14 protein-coding genes are annotated in these 14894 nt (G+C 72.3%); 7 read left to right on the forward strand and 7 right to left on the reverse strand.

The features are described 5' to 3' along the window. The first annotated feature begins 17 nt into the window (after nucleotides 1-17). On the forward strand, nucleotides 18-1127 hold the full coding sequence (locus QJ852_10970; protein ID WGX98949.1) for a sensor histidine kinase: 1110 nt from the start codon (nucleotides 18-20) through the stop codon (nucleotides 1125-1127). Next, nucleotides 1124-1738, forward strand: coding sequence for a response regulator transcription factor (locus tag QJ852_10975; GenBank protein ID WGX98950.1), 615 nt, complete (start codon nucleotides 1124-1126; stop codon nucleotides 1736-1738). The genes QJ852_10970 and QJ852_10975 overlap by 4 nt, the downstream gene beginning before the upstream one ends. 30 nt (nucleotides 1739-1768) lie before the next feature. On the opposite strand, the gene QJ852_10980 is transcribed toward QJ852_10975, so the two are convergent. From QJ852_10980 to QJ852_10990, 3 genes are all read right to left on the reverse strand, one after another. Then, on the reverse strand, nucleotides 1769-2377 hold the full coding sequence (locus tag QJ852_10980) for a CueP family metal-binding protein (protein WGX98951.1): 609 nt from the start codon (nucleotides 2375-2377) through the stop codon (nucleotides 1769-1771). 77 nt (nucleotides 2378-2454) lie between these two features. Next, nucleotides 2455-3078, reverse strand: a complete 624-nt coding sequence (locus QJ852_10985; protein ID WGX98952.1) for a DUF305 domain-containing protein — start codon at nucleotides 3076-3078, stop codon at nucleotides 2455-2457. A 111-nt stretch (nucleotides 3079-3189) separates the two neighbouring features. Continuing rightward, the gene (locus QJ852_10990) at nucleotides 3190-3849 is read right to left on the reverse strand and encodes a hypothetical protein (protein WGX98953.1); all 660 of its coding nucleotides are present in this window, start codon (nucleotides 3847-3849) and stop codon (nucleotides 3190-3192) included. Between QJ852_10990 and QJ852_10995 the strand changes: the two genes are divergently transcribed. The 4 genes from QJ852_10995 to era all read left to right on the forward strand — a co-directional run bounded on the left by QJ852_10995 (nucleotide 3848) and on the right by era (nucleotide 8360). After that, nucleotides 3848-5212, forward strand: coding sequence for an FAD-binding oxidoreductase (locus QJ852_10995; GenBank protein ID WGX98954.1), 1365 nt, complete (start codon nucleotides 3848-3850; stop codon nucleotides 5210-5212). The two genes, QJ852_10990 and QJ852_10995, sit on opposite strands and share 2 nt — an antisense overlap. Continuing rightward, nucleotides 5209-6510, forward strand: coding sequence for a cyclopropane-fatty-acyl-phospholipid synthase family protein (locus QJ852_11000; protein WGX98955.1), 1302 nt, complete (start codon nucleotides 5209-5211; stop codon nucleotides 6508-6510). Before QJ852_10995 ends, QJ852_11000 begins: the two co-directional genes overlap by 4 nt. A gap of 24 nt (nucleotides 6511-6534) precedes the next feature. After that, nucleotides 6535-7329, forward strand: a complete 795-nt coding sequence (locus tag QJ852_11005) for a siderophore-interacting protein (GenBank protein WGX98956.1) — start codon at nucleotides 6535-6537, stop codon at nucleotides 7327-7329. Nucleotides 7330-7400: 71 nt separating this feature from the next. Beyond that, entirely contained in the window at nucleotides 7401-8360 is a 960-nt protein-coding gene (era, locus tag QJ852_11010) for a GTPase Era (protein WGX99448.1), read from the forward strand. 121 nt (nucleotides 8361-8481) lie between these two features. Here era and QJ852_11015 read toward each other — a convergent pair whose 3' ends face one another. The 4 genes from QJ852_11015 to QJ852_11030 all read right to left on the reverse strand — a co-directional run bounded on the left by QJ852_11015 (nucleotide 8482) and on the right by QJ852_11030 (nucleotide 12936). Further along, on the reverse strand, nucleotides 8482-9318 hold the full coding sequence (locus QJ852_11015; protein ID WGX98957.1) for a septum formation family protein: 837 nt from the start codon (nucleotides 9316-9318) through the stop codon (nucleotides 8482-8484). Nucleotides 9319-9322: 4 nt separating this feature from the next. Next, nucleotides 9323-10135 carry a septum formation family protein gene (locus QJ852_11020; GenBank protein WGX98958.1) on the reverse strand — a complete coding sequence of 271 codons (813 nt, stop codon included), beginning with the start codon at nucleotides 10133-10135 and terminating at the stop codon, nucleotides 9323-9325. Nucleotides 10136-10203: 68 nt separating this feature from the next. Continuing rightward, nucleotides 10204-10704 (reverse strand): flavodoxin family protein, encoded by a 501-nt coding sequence (locus tag QJ852_11025; GenBank protein ID WGX98959.1) that lies wholly within the window; start codon nucleotides 10702-10704, stop codon nucleotides 10204-10206. 9 nt (nucleotides 10705-10713) lie between these two features. Beyond that, nucleotides 10714-12936 (reverse strand): catalase, encoded by a 2223-nt coding sequence (locus QJ852_11030; protein ID WGX98960.1) that lies wholly within the window; start codon nucleotides 12934-12936, stop codon nucleotides 10714-10716. Nucleotides 12937-13137: 201 nt separating this feature from the next. On the opposite strand from QJ852_11030, the gene leuA reads away from it, so the two are divergent. Continuing rightward, nucleotides 13138-14892: a 2-isopropylmalate synthase gene (leuA, locus tag QJ852_11035; GenBank protein WGX98961.1), complete on the forward strand. Its 1755-nt coding sequence runs from the start codon at nucleotides 13138-13140 to the stop codon at nucleotides 14890-14892. Nucleotides 14893-14894: the final 2 nt, after the last annotated feature.

The following is a 14894-nucleotide window of genomic DNA, read 5'->3' on the forward strand; positions in this document are numbered from 1 at the left end:
GGACTAGCGTGACGCCTGTGGACACCGCGGCCCCCCACCCCCTCCAGCGCCCGCTGGGCCGGTGGGCGCCGCTGTTCGCCGCGATCTGGCTGACCTTCCTCGTCGACCCGGTGCGCAGCGCCTGGGGCGACCTGCCCGATCCGCACGCCTGGGTCGGGCTGGTCGCGACGGTGGTCTTCGCCGCGGGCTACCTCGGCCTGTGGGTCACCCTGCGCCGGGGCCGCGCCCGGCTCGCGATGGCGCCGCCCCTGCGGATCCGACTGGCCTGGACCCTCGGCCTCGCGACCCTGGCCGTCGTCATGGTCGCCGCCCTCGGCCAGGTCGGCATGGCGAGCGTCGTCTACCTCGCGGTGACTCTCGTGATGCTCTACCCGCCCCGGGCGTTCCTGCCCCTCGTCCTCGTGCTGACGACGACCGTGCTGGTCCTCGGCCTCACGGTCCCGGGCTGGGAGCACGACACCTGGCTCGCGTTCTCGGTCGTGGCGGCGTCGATCGCGGTGTTCGGCGTGCGCTCGATGATGAACCGCAACATCGAGCTCATCCGCGCCCATGCGGCGAATGCCGCGCTGGCGGCCGAGAGCGAGCGCAACCGGCTGGCTCGCGACCTGCACGACATCCTCGGTCACTCGCTCACCGTCATCACGATCAAGGCCGAGCTCGCCGGGCGCCTCTTCGACGCCGACCCGGAGCGGGCCCGCGCCGAGCTGGGCGACCTCGAACGGCTGAGCCGCGACGCGCTCGCCGACGTACGACGCGCGGTGGAGGGATTCCGTGGCCTCACCCTGCCGGGAGAGATCGCCCGTGCCCGGACCGCGCTGGCCGCAGCGCAGATCGACGCGACGCTCCCCAACAGCACCGACGAGGTCCCGACCGAGGCGCGTGAGCTGTTCGCCTGGACCGTCCGCGAGGCCGTCACCAACGTGGTGCGGCACTCCGGGGCCCGGCACTGCGAGGTGCGGCTGACGTCGCAGGCGGTCGAGGTCCGCGACGACGGCCGCGGGGTTCCCGTCGACGCCGGCCGCGGGTCGGGGCTCACCGGGCTCCAGGAGCGCGCGGCCGCCGGCGGCGCGACCCTCGTGACCCGCAGTCTCGAGCCGGGCTGGTCGGTGGCGGTGGTGCTGTCGTGAGCGACCCGATCCGGCTGCTGCTCGCCGACGACCAGGCCCTGGTCCGCGGTGCGCTCTCCGCCCTGCTCGGCCTCGAGCCGGACCTGGAGGTCGTCGCCGAGGTCGGGACCGGTGAGGAGGCCGTCGCGGCGGCCGGCCGGCACACCCCGGACGTCGCCCTGCTGGACGTCGAGATGCCCGGCCTGGACGGCATCGCCGCGTGCGCTGAGGTCCGCGCGGCGAGCCCGGGCACCCGGGTGCTCATCGTGACGACCTTCGGTCGCCCCGGCTACCTCCGCCGAGCGCTCCGGGCCGGTGCCTCGGGCTTCGTCGTCAAGGACACCCCGGCGACCCAGCTCGCCGACGCCGTACGCCGTGTCCACCAGGGACTGCGCGTGGTCGACCCCGCCCTGGCCACCGACTCCCTGCTGACCGGGGAGTCGCCGCTGACCGCCCGCGAGACCGACGTACTGCGCGCGGCCCGCGACGGGGCCCCGGTCGCGGCCATCGCCGCCGCACTCTTCCTCTCCGAGGGGACGGTGCGCAACCACCTGTCCGCGGCGATCGGCAAGACCGGGGCCGGCAACCGCACGGAGGCCGTGCTGGTCGCGGTCGGGAACGGCTGGCTGTGACGCCGTCGCCGCCACGCCGCCGGGCCCGGCTCAGGTCAGCCGCAGCGTGGTGAGGCAGGTCGGGTCGTCCGCGTCGGTCGTGGACACGGGGACGGTGCCCGACCGTCCGTCGTACCCGATCGTGAGCGTGGCCTCGATGCCGCGCGGCACCCAGAGCCCGGTGAACCCGTTGTCGTAGGTCGTGCGCTCCTCGTCGACCAGCACCTCCCCGTCGGAACGCACCAGGGTCACCCGGACGCCGGCCCCGGAGAGCTCGCCGCGGCAGGTGGTCAGGCTGTGGAAGTGGCACTCGTGCGTCTGCTCGCGGTACGGCGCCACCGACACGTAGACCCGGTCCTCGGGCATCGGCAGCCGGGTCTCGCGACCCGCGTCGTCGCTCAGCACCAGGCTGTCCGGGCGCACCGATGCGAGCAGGTCCGCCGGGCGCTCGGCGACGGGCAGGGCGTCGAGCCGGTCGATCACCTGGCTGACGTCGAGGCCGGCGAGGTCGTGCTCGGTGAGGAGTGGGTCGTCGGCCGAGCGGGCGGCCCCGGGGGCGTCGGACGTGCCGGACGCGCAGCCGCCGAGTGCGGGCCCGGCGAGCAGCAGGGCGGCGGCGGCGATCAGGAGGCGGCGCCGGGAGCGGGTGGGGTGGGACATGGCGGTTCCTTCGAGGAGGGACCGGCGGTCGGTGCCGGGACACCGCGGGGCGTCCCGGCACCGACCGTCCGGTCAGGTCAGCGGGCGTCCAGGAGGTCGTTCATCTCCTGGATCTCGGCGGTCTGGGCGTCGATGATCGTCCGCGCGAGTCGCACGGCGTCCGGGTTCCTCCCGTCCGCGACCTCGGTACGGGCCATCGCGACGGCACCCTCGTGGTGGACGATCATCTGCTCCAGGAACAGGCGGGATGCCTCGGCGCCGCCGGCCGTCTCCAGGGCGGCGAGGTCGTCCTCGCTCATCATCCCGTCGCCGTGGTCCATCCCGGCCATGCCCTGGCCGTCGGGATCGGCGCCCCAGGCGACCAGCCAGCCCCGGAGCTGCTCGATCTCCGGGCCCTGGGCGGCCTTGACCGCCTCGGCCAGCTCGACCACCGCGGGGTCGACCCCGGCCTGGCCGAGGACGATGTCACTCATCTCGATGGCCTGCTCGTGGTGGACGATCATCATCGACGCGAACATGACGTCAGCGTCGTTCGCGTCCGTCGCGTCGGGCGTGTCGGCCTGGCCGGTCGGGTCGTCGGCCGACCGCTCCGAGGAGCCGTGGTCCATCCCGGGCATCGGGTCGTCCTCGGACGAGCAGCCGGCCAGGATCAGGGTGGCCGTCAGGGCCAGGGCAGCGGGCGCTGCCGTTCGTCGCTTCATGGGTCGTGTCTCCTGGTGCACAGTCGCTGGGCGCGCGGGCCGGGACGGCGCCACGCGGGGTGAGGTGGGGGCGGCCGCCCGTCCCGCGGATGCGCGACGGGCGGCTGCCGCTCACGTGCGACTGATGCAGAGGACGTGCAAGGACGGTGCCTGGGGGGCCATCCGTCGGAGGAGGCGGCCGAGGGGAGCGCGCGAGGAGGGCGCATGCATCCACCGGGGCACCAGCCGCGGGGGCGTCAGCACGAGCAGGACGAGCAGGAGGGCCAGGGCGCACGCCACCGCCATGCCCGCCGACCCTTCGCCGCAGCCGACGCAAGCGCCGCCGGCAGAGCCGGAGGCGCCGGGGGCGGGCTCCGCAGCGAACGCGGCCGGCTCGGCGGATCGGTGGGCCGGGTGCCCGTCGGCGCCGTGCTCGTCGGCCCTGTCGCCGTCGAGCGCCGGCCCGGCCGTGGAGACCGGCGCCGCGTGGGCGGCCGGCGTGCCGTGCAGGCTGACGGCGTGCATGGTCACCAGGCCGACGATGACCGCGCCGGCCAGGAGTCCGCCCAGCAGACCGCCGAGCAGCAGGTACCGGACGGTGCCTCGCCGGCCCCTCTCCGGTCGTGCCGCCGTCAGCAACTCCACGCCGGTCAGTCTACGGACCACCGGGCGGACCACCGGGCGGGCCACCGGGCGGGCGATCGGGCGGACCACCGGGCGGGCGATCGGGGAGAGGAGGAGGGCCGACCCCTGCATCCCGTTGTCCCCGGAGAGGAGTAAGTTGCAAGTCATGGCAAACCCTCCCTGGGAGGAGCACGAGCGGGCCGTGCGCCGGCTTGCGGACTCCTACGCAGCCATTCCCCCCGGTCAGCCCGTGCGGCTCGCGAAGCGCACCACCAACCTGTTCCGGGCGCGGACGGCGACCGATGCTCCCGGACTCGACGTCAGCGGTCTCTGCGGTGTCATCGAGGTGCTGCCCGAGAGCCCTGACGGCCCGGTGGCCGAGGTGCAGGGCATGTGCACCTACGAGGACCTCGTGGACGCGACGCTGCCCCATGGGCTGGTGCCCTACGTCGTCCCGCAACTGCGCACGATCACCCTCGGCGGCGCGGTCACCGGACTCGGCATCGAGTCGACCAGCTTCCGGCTCGGTCTTCCCCACGAGTCGGTGCTGGAGATGGACGTGTTCACCGGCAGCGGCCGGGTGGTCACGACCCGCCCGGGCGACGACCTGTTCGACGCCTTCCCCAACTCCTACGGCTCGCTCGGCTATGCGACCAGGCTGCGGATCAAGCTCGCCGCCGTGCCGCCGTACGTCGCGCTGCGCCACCTGCGCATCGACGACCCCGAGCTGCTCGCCAAGACGATCGCCGAGATCACCGCGACCCAGGAGTACGACGGCGAGCCGGTCCACGGCCTCGACGGCGTCTCCTTCGGGCCGGGCGAGCACGTGCTCACCCTCGCCCGATGGACCGACGAGCCGGGTCCGACCTCCGACTACGCCGGACAGCGGATCTACTATCGCTCGCTGCAGACCTGCGACCGCGACCGGCTGACCTTCCACGACTACCTGTGGCGCTGGGACACCGACTGGTTCTGGTGCTCCGGCGCCTTCGGCGCCCAGAACCCGCGGATCCGCCGGTTCTGGCCGCGCCGCTACCGCCGTTCCGACGTCTACATGCGGCTGCTCCACCTCGACCGCCGCTTCGGCATCGCCGACCGCCTCGACCGTCGCGCCGGTCGCCCGCTGCGCGAGCGGGTCGTGCAGGACATCGAGGTCCCGGTCGAGCGGTTGGGCGAGTTCCTCGCCTGGTTCGACGAGGAGGTCGGCATGCGACCGGTGTGGATGTGCCCGCTGGCCACCACCCGGGCCTGGCCGCTGTACCCGCTCGAGACCGGCAAGACCTACGTCAACGTGGGCTTCTGGGGCACCGTCCATGTCGGCCCCGACGCCCCCGACGGCCCCCGCAACCGCGCGATCGAGGCCAAGGTCCATGAGCTGGGCGGGCATAAATCCCTCTACTCCGATGCTTTCTACGACCGGGCGAGCTTCGACGCGCTCTACAACACCGACCGGCTCGAGGCGGTCAAGCGCGTCCACGATCCCGACGACCGACTGACGACCCTCTACGACAAGGCGGTGCGAAGCCGATGACAGTCCAGACAGGCAGGGGCATCGCGCCCACGATCGCTTCCCTCTTCCCGGGCGGCCTGCCCCTGTGGCTCAAGGCCTACGACGGCTCGGTGGCGGGTGACCAGTCCCAGCCCTACGGCGTGGAGCTGGTCAGCGAGCGCGGTCTCTCCTACATCATGACGGCGCCCGGCGACCTCGGCCTCGCCCGCGCCTACGTCGCCGGCGACCTGGTCCTGCACGGCGCCCACCCGGGCGACCCCTACGCCGCGTTCTCGCTGCTCAAGGACCACACCGACTTCGGGATCCCGGGGCCGCTCGAGCTGGTCGGCGTGCTGCGCTCGCTCGGCCTGAGCCACCTGATCCCGCCCGCGCCGCCGCCGCAGGAGCACCTGCCGGCGTGGCGGCACCGGCTCGAGGGCCTGCGCTCGCTGCAGTGGTGGGGCCGCCACTCCCAGGAGCGCGACGCCGACGCGATCCATCACCACTACGACGTGTCGAACACCTTCTACGAGCACGTCCTCGGCCCGTCGATGACCTACACCTGTGCGGTCTTCCCGACGGAGGAGGCCACGCTCGAGGAGGCTCAGGCCTACAAGTACGACCTGATCTGCCGCAAGCTCGGACTGCAGCCCGGCCAGCGTCTGCTCGACATCGGCTGCGGCTGGGGTGGCATGGTGCGCCACGCCGCGAAGCACTACGGGGTCCGCGTGCTGGGCGTGACGCTCTCCCGGGAGCAGGCCACCTGGGCCCAGGAGGAGATCAAGCGGCAGGGCCTCGACGACCTGGCGGAGGTGCGTCACTCCGACTACCGCGACGTCGCCGAGGGCGACTTCGACGCGGTCAGCTCGATCGGCCTGACCGAGCACATCGGCGTCGCCAACTACCCGGCCTACTTCGGGTTCATGCGCGACAAGCTCAAGCCGCAGGGGCGGATGCTCAACCACTGCATCACCCGGCACGACAACGTGGACCGTCGTACCGGCGCCTTCATCGACCGCTACGTCTTCCCCGACGGCGAGCTCGCCGGCTCGGGCACGATCGCGGCCGCGATCGAGGACGCCGGACTCGAGGTCCAGCACCACGAGAACTTCCGGCTCCACTACGCGAAGACGCTCGCCGGCTGGTGCCGGAACCTCGCCGACAACTGGGACGCGTGCGTCGCCGAGACCGACGAGGGCACCGCCCGGGTGTGGGGTCTCTACATGGCGGGGTCCAGGATCGCCTTCGAGCGCGACGAGATCCAGCTCCACCACGTGCTGGCGACCCGGAGCGACGACGGCGTCAGCGGGTACCCGCTGCGGCACGACTTCGGTGTCTGAGCCGTGCCTCGATAGCCTGGGCGGGTGAGCACCCGCGCCCTGCAGTACGACGCCACCGTCCGTGGACGCGAGCAGCTGACGCCGCACCTGGTGCGGCTGACCCTCGACGTCCCCGGCTTCGTGTCGACCGGGATCTCCGACGAGTGGGTGGGCCTGGTCGTGCCCGGCCAGTTCCAGAGCCGCTACTACACCGTGCGCTCCTACGCCGACGGGCGGATGGTCCTCGATGTCGTCGTGCACGACGTCGGACTGGTCACCGAATGGGCGTCGGGTGATCCCGTCGGCCAACAGGTCGTGCTGACCGAGGCCAAGGGATCCTTCCTGCCGCCGGACGACGCGCGATGGCTGCTCCTCGTCGGTGACCTGACCGCACTGCCGGCGATGGCGCGGATCGCCGTCGAGCACGGCGACCGGCTTCCGGTGCGGATCCACGCCGAGGTGCCGGCCGACTCGCGGATCCAGGGCTACTTCCCGCCGGCCGCCGATGTCACCTGGCTCCCGCTCGATGACGAGAGCCGGCTCGCCGGAGTCGTTGAGGAGATCGACTGGCCCGCGGGCGACGGCTACTTCTGGATGGCCGGCGAGTCCGCCCAGATGCGGGCCATCCGCAAGCACCTGATGCGCGAGCGCCGGCTTCCCAGCACCCACTACGACGTCATGGGCTACTGGAGATCGGTCGCGCGGCGGCAGCCCCGCGCCGTCGACCCCGGTCCCATCTGGCGGGCCGGCAAGGCGGCCGGGAAGTCCGACGAGGAGATCTGGGCCGACTATGACGCGGCGCGGGAGCCGTCGAACGAGGAGAGAGTTGCCGAGCAGTGAACGACCAGCATGAGCCCGAGGACGTCGACGAGGTCGAGGACGACGACGAGTTCGACGAGGACTTCGGTGCGCTGCCCCCGCCGGCGGCGCCTGTCTTCGGCCTCGGCGACGTGCCCGACGGCTACCGCAGTGGCTTCGCCTGCTTCGTCGGGCGCCCCAACGTCGGCAAGTCCACGCTGACCAACGCGCTGGTCGGACAGAAAATCGTGATCACGTCCGACAAGCCGCAGACCACCCGGACCGTCGTCCGCGGGATCGTGCACCGCCCCGACGGCCAGCTGGTCCTCGTCGACACCCCCGGCCTGCACCGCCCGCGCACGCTGCTGGGGGAGCGGCTCAACGACCTGGTCAAGACCACCTGGGCCGAGGTCGACGTGGTGGCGGTGTGCTTCCCGGCCGACGAGAAGATCGGCCCGGGCGACCGGTTCCTCGTCACCGAGCTGGCCAAGGTCCGGCGGACCACGAAAATCGCCGTCGCCACCAAGACCGATCTCGCCGCGCCCGACCGGATCGCAGAGCACCTCCTCGACATCGCCGAGCTGGGCCGGGAGACCGGCACCGAGTGGGCCGAGATCGTTCCCGTCTCCTCGGTCGGCGGCGATCAGATCCCGCTGCTCGGCGACCTGCTGGTCCGGCTGATGCCCGAGGGCCCCCCGCTCTACCCCGACGGAGACCTCACCGACGCCCCCGAGGAGATCCTCGCCGCCGAGCTGATCCGCGAGGCCGCCCTGGACGGCGTCCGCGACGAGCTCCCCCACTCGATCGCCGTCGTCGTCGAGGAGATGGGCCTGCGCGAGGGCCGCCCCGACGACAAGCCGCTGTTGGACATCCACGCCAACCTGTACGTCGAGCGGGACTCGCAGAAGGGAATCATGATCGGCCGCAAGGGCGCGCGCCTGCGCCAGGTCGGCACCGCCGCCCGCCAGCAGATCGAGGCCCTTCTCGGCACCCCGGTCTACCTCGACCTGCACGTCAAGATCGCCAAGGACTGGCAGCGCGACCCCCGCCAACTGCGCAAGCTCGGCTTCTGACCGACCCGGCGCATCTGAACGCCCAGAACGCGCCGACCCGGCGCGTTCAAACGCGCCGGGTCGGCGCTCTCAGCAGGTTCAGACGCGCCGGGTCGGTGTCACGCGCAGGACGCTCGCGCCGTCAGCTGGTCGTCCAGCAGCGGCCGAACTTCTGGCCCATCGCCCACTGCTCCTTCGTGGGCCACTCGTAGCCCCACTTGAAGGTCAGCGGGTCCTCGGCGACCTCGGCCGCGGCGTCCTCGCACCGGGTCCGCCCGGCGGCCCGGACCTGCTTGACGCCCGGGTAGTCGGCGGCCTCGAAGGCGACCACGTCGATGGCGCGCCACGAGTGCTTCGCCGAGCAGCGCACCCGCTCGAAGTCCGGCGCGTCCGGGGCGGCGGTGCCGCACATGGCGTACCGGTCCGGCACCGTGGCGCCGCCGAGCACCCCCTCGAGGTCGCCGTCGAGGTCGGCGAGCTTGGAGGCGCCGTCGAGGAGGACCGCGTCGCAGCGGTACCAGGCCGCCCCGGCGTCGGACTCGTCGACGGTCGGTGTGAACCAGATCGAGCGGATCATGGACAGCCGGAGCTGGGGCAGTGAGCCTCCGACGTACGCCAGGAGCTGGTGGGGACAGGCCGACGAGACCTGCGCCTGGACCCGGTCGGAGTCGACGGCGAGCAGGTGGCCGTCGACGACCGCGTCGATGGCACCGGTCGCGAAGGTGACGCTGGTGTGCGGCTGGGCGCAGTCGACGGGCTCGACCGTCGAGGTGGGGGCGACCGCGGCGTCGTACGGCAGCGGGTAGCAGGCGCCGGTCGCGGGACCCGGGTCGGGCTCGGGTGCGGTGGCCTGGGTCGACCGCGGCTGGGCGGGGGGCTCGTCCTGGTCGCCGCCGCTGCAGGCGACCAGGGTGGTCAGGGAGAGCAGGGTCGCCGCGGCGACACCCGCCCGGCGCGCCCAGGGGCTGCGGTTGCTCATGTCGTCACTCACTCGTCCTCGCCCAGCACACCGACCTGCGGACCCCGGCGTCCCACTCCGCCTGGTGGAAGAAGGTGAAGCCGTACTCGAACTCCGCCGGGTAGTTCAGCCACGCCTGGACCGAGGTCGAGCAGAAGGAGCGGGTGCGGCTCTCCATCACCCGGTCACCGGGGTAGTCGTCCTCGGGCTGGCCCAGCTTGACCGTCGTGACAGCGCGCCAGTCGTGCTTCTGCGAGCAGGGCACCTTCTCGCCCTCACCGACCGACGGGCCGCGCGCGCAGCTGAGCCACACGTCGGGCGGGCGGCCGGCGAGCATGCCCCGGGCGGTCTCGGGGAGCGGCCGGTACGCCGGACTGGCGGTGCTGCCGCCGAGCACGTCGCAGCGGTACCAGCGGGCGCCCTTGCCCCACGCCTTCTCCGAGGGCCGGAACCAGGCCCAGCTCAGCGTGGTGCGCAGCACCAGGCTCTCGTCGGCCTCGACGAACTTCGCGAACGCGGTCGAGCACGTGCGGTAGGCGTAGTGGCCGAGGTCGGTGTCGTCGTACCCGGCGTCGTCGAACTCCTCGGGGAGCTCCCCGGTCGCGAAGGTCTCGGCGGTGTGCTCCTCCGAGCAGGGGACGGTCGCGGTCGCGTTGGCCGGCAGCGCGACGTCGTCGGGGGTGAGGTTGCGGCACACGCCGCTCTCGGGGACCTCGAGCGCGTCGACCAGGTCGTCGTCGGTGTTCTTGCCCTGGCTCTCGCTGCCGCAGGCGGCCAGGACCGGAACCAGCAGGAGGAGCGCGAGCATCCCGACCAGGCGGACGGCACGGTCCAGCATCCGGGTGTCAGAGCCCCTCTCGTGACGTCGGCATCCAGGTCGTTGACAGGTCGGTCGCAGGTCGGCGATCAGTCGGTCAGGAGTGCCGCGATCGTAGCGCCCAGGGCATAGGCCGCCTCCAGTGCGGCGTCGTCGACGGCGCCGAGGACGCCGAGCACGTCGTACCCCTGGCGCCAGTCGAGCGCGCCGACGATCGACTGCACCGACCGCTCGGCGCCGGTAAGGTCGTAGCGGCCGTGCAGCCACAGGCCGTACGGGCGCCCCGCGGTCTCACCGCCGCCGTCGGCGGGCGCGCCGGTCGGGTCGAGGGCGCCGCCGACCGCGAGGAAGGTGGAGTCGAAGAAGTGCTTGAGGGCACCGCTCATGTAGCCGAAGTTCGCCGTGGTGCCGAGCACATAGCCGTCGGCGGCCAGCACATCGTCGGCGGTGGCCTCGAGCGCGGGGCGCACCTCGACATCGACCGGGGTGCCTGCCTGGACCTCGTCGTCGTGCGCTCCGGCGACCACCTGCTCGAGCAGCGCCTGCATCGAGCGGCTGGGGGAGTGGTGGACGATCAGGAGCGTCGGCACCCGACCAGGCTAGACGGCCGGGGCGAACCGCTCCCAGGCCCGATGGGTGCCCAGCAGGTCTCGCACCTGGTCGATCACGGCGCCGCCGGTGCTGCCGGCGACGATGCCCGCGGCGTCGGTGGGGATGCCGACCACCTCCAGGGCGTCCAGGCCGGCGCCCCAGGCCCCGATCGCCTTGGCGTGCCGGAAGGCCTCCTCGAGCAGCAGGACCACCCGGGGATCGAGGACCGGGCCGTCCGAGGCTCCGGCCTTGGCGTCGCGGGCCGGGAGGGCGTCGGGGGCCGGCGGCGGGCAGCCGGCGACGAGGACGACGTCGTACTCCACGGAGCGGGCGGTGGCGAACGTGCGCTGCACGGTCAGCTCGCCGACGGTCCCGCCGTGGGGACCGATGAGGAGCGGCACCATGCCGGCGTCGAGCACGCTCGCGCGGACCTCGATGACGTCGTCGAGCGCGCCGTCCGGGTCGATCACGATCCCGACCACGCGCCCGTCCGCGGGCCACGGCCCGCCGGTGAGCTGCGAGAGCGCGGGGCTCGGCACGACCTCCGCGACGTCCGCGCTCGGCTCCGGGACGGGCAGCCCGAGCGCGGTGGCGACCTCGGCGCACAGCGTGGCATCGATGTTCGCCAGCGCCTGCAGCTGGCGCTCCTTGATCGCCTGCTCGTAGCACTTGCCGAGTTCGAAGGAGTAGGCGCGGATGATGTGCTCCTGCTCGACCGGGCTCATGCTCGCCCAGAACAGCCGTGCCTGGCTGAAGTGGTCGTCGTACGACGCCGGCTGGGCGCGCACCTTGCGGCCCTCGACGGCCCGGGCAGCCTCGACGAAGGCGCGGGTCTCCTCGTCGGAGAGGTCGGTGCCTGCGTGGAACGGGCAGCCGCCGTCGAGCGAATTGGGCCGGTACGGCGCCACGCCGGCGTGCACCGCGTGCTGATGGAAGCCGTCGCGGAGCATGTCGTTGACCGGCGCGTGCGGCCGGTTGATCGGGATCTGGTCGAAGTTCGGACCCCCGAGGCGGCTGAGCTGCGTGTCGACGTACGAGAAGAGCCGGGCCTGCATCAGTGGGTCGTCGGTGACGTCGATCCCCGGCACGAGGTGGCCGACATGGAAGGCGACCTGCTCGGTCTCGGCGAAGAAGTTGGTGGGATTGCGGTCGAGGACCATCCGCCCGATCGGCTGCACGGGCGCGAGCTCCTCGGGCACGATCTTGGTCGGGTCGAGGAGGTCGATGCCCTCGAACGCCTGCTCGGCGGTGTCCTCGAACACCTGGATGCCGAGCTCCCACTCGGGGAAGGCGCCGGACTCGATCGCGTCGGCCAGGTCGCGACGGTGGAAGTCCGGGTCGAGGCCCCCGATCAGCTGTGCCTCCTCCCAGGTGAGGGAATGGACGCCGAGCCGGGGCTTCCAGTGGAACTTGACCAGCGACGTCGTTCCGTCGGCCGCGGTCAGCCGGAAGGTGTGGACGCCGAAGCCCTCCATCATCCGATAGGAACGCGGGATGCCGCGGTCGGACATGTTCCACAGGGCGTGGTGCTGGGCCTCGGTGTGCAGCGAGACGAAGTCCCAGAACGTGTCGTGCGCGCTCTGCGCCTGGGGGATCTCCCGGTCCGGATGGGGCTTGCCGGCGTGGATGATGTCGGGGAACTTGATGCCGTCTTGGATGAAGAAGACCGGCATGTTGTTGCCGACCAGGTCCCACACGCCCTCGGCCGTGTAGAACTTCGTGGCGAAGCCGCGGGTGTCGCGCACGGTGTCGGCCGAGCCGCGCGAGCCGAGCACCGTCGAGAAGCGCACGAAGACCGGCGTCCGCTCGCCCTTCGCGAAGAGGCCAGCGCAGGTCACGGTGTCGGCGGTGCCGTAGCCCTCGAAGTAGCCGTGCGCGCCGGCGCCGCGTGCGTGCACGACCCGCTCCGGGATGCGCTCGTGGTCGAAGTGGGTGATCTTCTCGCGCAGGTGGTGGTCCTGCAGCAGGGTCGGGCCGCGCTCCCCGGCCTTGAGCGAGTGGTCGGTGTCACGGACACGGGTGCCGGTCGCGGTGGTGACCCAACGGCCCTGCTGGCCGGCCGTGCTCGGGTCCGCGCCGGTCGCGGCGCCGGTGGGGGTCCGGGGCTCGGGGGCGCCCTGGTCGGGCTTCGGGGGGAGCGGGTCGACCGGGTCGGTCGGCTCGGCGAGGCCGGGCGGGACGGCGGCGGGTGCGCCGGGGATGACGGCCTGCTGGGGGTCCTTCGCGTTCATCGGGGGCTCCTCGGGTTGCGGATCCCCGCGTGGTACCCGAGCGCCGGCTCCGGAGACCGGGTGCTGCTAAGGTGACTCCCATCATGACGCGAGCCCTCCTTCTTAGCGGCCGCAGCGAGGTCTGACTCAACCGGACCCCCTCGCTGCGGAGTGAGTCGTGCGCCCGGTGCCATCTCGTCACTCACGAAACCCGAGGAAGTCATGAACCAGCGCGTCACCATCCCCAGCCAGCAGCCCAGCGGGATGCCGTACCACCGCTACACCGCCTTCGAGCCCGTCACCGTGCCGGACCGCACCTGGCCCGACCAGCGGATCACCCGCGCCCCCCGGTGGCTCTCCACCGACCTGCGCGACGGCAACCAGGCGCTCATCGACCCGATGAGCCCGTCGCGCAAGATGAAGATGTTCGAGCTCCTGGTCCAGATGGGCTACAAGGAGATCGAGGTCGGGTTCCCGGCCGCGAGCCAGACCGACTTCGACTTCGTGCGCCAGCTCGTCGAGGAGGACCGGATCCCCGACGACGTCCGGATCTCCGTGCTGACCCAGGCCCGTGAGGACCTGATCGCCCGCACCGTCGAGTCGCTGAAGGGCGCCGACAAGGCGACCGTCCACCTCTACAACGCGACCGCGCCGCTGTTCCAGCGGGTCGTCTTCGGCGTCACCGAGGCCGAGTGCATCGCGATCGCGACCCGCGGCACCGAGTGGGTGATGAAGTACGCCGACCAGCTGCTGGACGGCACCGACTTCGGCTACCAGTACAGCCCCGAGATCTTCACCCAGACCCCGACCGACTTCGCCATCGAGGTCTGCGAGCGGGTCTCCGACGTGTGGCAGCCGGAGGAGGGGCGCGAGATCATCCTCAACCTGCCGGCGACCGTCGAGATGTCCACGCCCAACACCTACGCGGACCAGATCGAGTACTTCTCGCGCCACCTGACCCGGCGCGCCCACTCGATCATCAGCCTGCACCCCCACAACGACCGCGGTACGGCGGTCGCGGCCACCGAGCTCGGCCTGATGGCGGGGGCGGACCGGGTCGAGGGCTGCCTGTTCGGCCACGGCGAGCGCACCGGCAACGTCGACCTGGTCACCCTCGGCATGAACCTGTTCAGCCAGGGCATCGACCCACAGGTCGACTTCTCCGCGATCGACGAGGTCCGCCGCACGGTCGAGTACTGCACGCAGCTGCCCGTCCACCCGCGCCACCCGTGGGCCGGCGACCTGGTCTACACCGCCTTCTCCGGCTCCCACCAGGACGCCATCAAGAAGGGCCTGGAGGACCTCGACCGGATCGCGGCCGAGCAGGGCAAGCCGGTCGGCGAGATCCCGTGGGAGGCGCCGTACCTGCCGATCGATCCGAAGGACGTCGGCCGCACCTACGAGGCGGTCATCCGGGTCAACAGCCAGTCCGGCAAGGGCGGCGTCGCCTACGTGCTCAAGGCCGAGCACAGCCTCGACCTGCCGCGCCGCGCGCAGATGGAGTTCAGCCGCGTCATCCAGCAGCACACCGACGCCCAGGGGGGCGAGGTGACGCCGGAGGACATCTGGACGATCTTCCGCGCGGAGTACCTCGACCGCGAGGCCCCCTACAGCCTGGTGTCGTTCTCGTCGGTCACCAGCGAGGACGGCGACGACCAGCAGGAGGTGCGCCTCGTCGTCCGCGGTGAGGAGCAGACCTTCACCGGGATGGGCAACGGCCCGGTGGCCGCGTTCGTCGACGGGATGCGCCAGGCCGGCGCCGACATCCGGGTCCTCGACTACGCCGAGCACGCGCTCTCCTCGGGTGGCGACGCCGTCGCGGCGGCGTACGTCGAGTGCGAGGTCGCCGGCGAGGTCGTCTGGGGCATCGGCCTGCACCACAACATCGTCACCGCCTCGCTGCGGGCAGTGGTCTGTGCCGCCAACCGCGCGCGGACGACCACGATCCCGGCCGCGCCTGTCGAGCCGATCGGCTGACC

The sequence above is a fragment of the Nocardioides sp. L-11A genome (assembly GCA_029961745.1).
GTDB lineage: Bacteria > Actinomycetota > Actinomycetes > Propionibacteriales > Nocardioidaceae > Nocardioides.

Bases quoted from the DNA above. Each gene is read 5' to 3' on its own strand.
- QJ852_10980 (WGX98951.1), bottom strand. From the start codon at position 2,377: ATGTCCCACCCCACCCGCTCCCGGCGCCGCCTCCTGATCGCCGCCGCC.
- QJ852_10985 (WGX98952.1), bottom strand. From the start codon at position 3,078: ATGAAGCGACGAACGGCAGCGCCCGCTGCCCTGGCCCTGACGGCCACC.
- QJ852_10995 (WGX98954.1), top strand. From the start codon at position 3,848: ATGGCAAACCCTCCCTGGGAGGAGCACGAGCGGGCCGTGCGCCGGCTT.
- QJ852_10990 (WGX98953.1), bottom strand. From the start codon at position 3,849: ATGACTTGCAACTTACTCCTCTCCGGGGACAACGGGATGCAGGGGTCG.
- QJ852_11000 (WGX98955.1), top strand. From the start codon at position 5,209: ATGACAGTCCAGACAGGCAGGGGCATCGCGCCCACGATCGCTTCCCTC.
- QJ852_11015 (WGX98957.1), bottom strand. From the start codon at position 9,318: ATGAGCAACCGCAGCCCCTGGGCGCGCCGGGCGGGTGTCGCCGCGGCG.
- QJ852_11020 (WGX98958.1), bottom strand. From the start codon at position 10,135: ATGCTGGACCGTGCCGTCCGCCTGGTCGGGATGCTCGCGCTCCTCCTG.
- QJ852_11030 (WGX98960.1), bottom strand. From the start codon at position 12,936: ATGAACGCGAAGGACCCCCAGCAGGCCGTCATCCCCGGCGCACCCGCC.
- leuA (WGX98961.1), top strand. From the start codon at position 13,138: ATGAACCAGCGCGTCACCATCCCCAGCCAGCAGCCCAGCGGGATGCCG.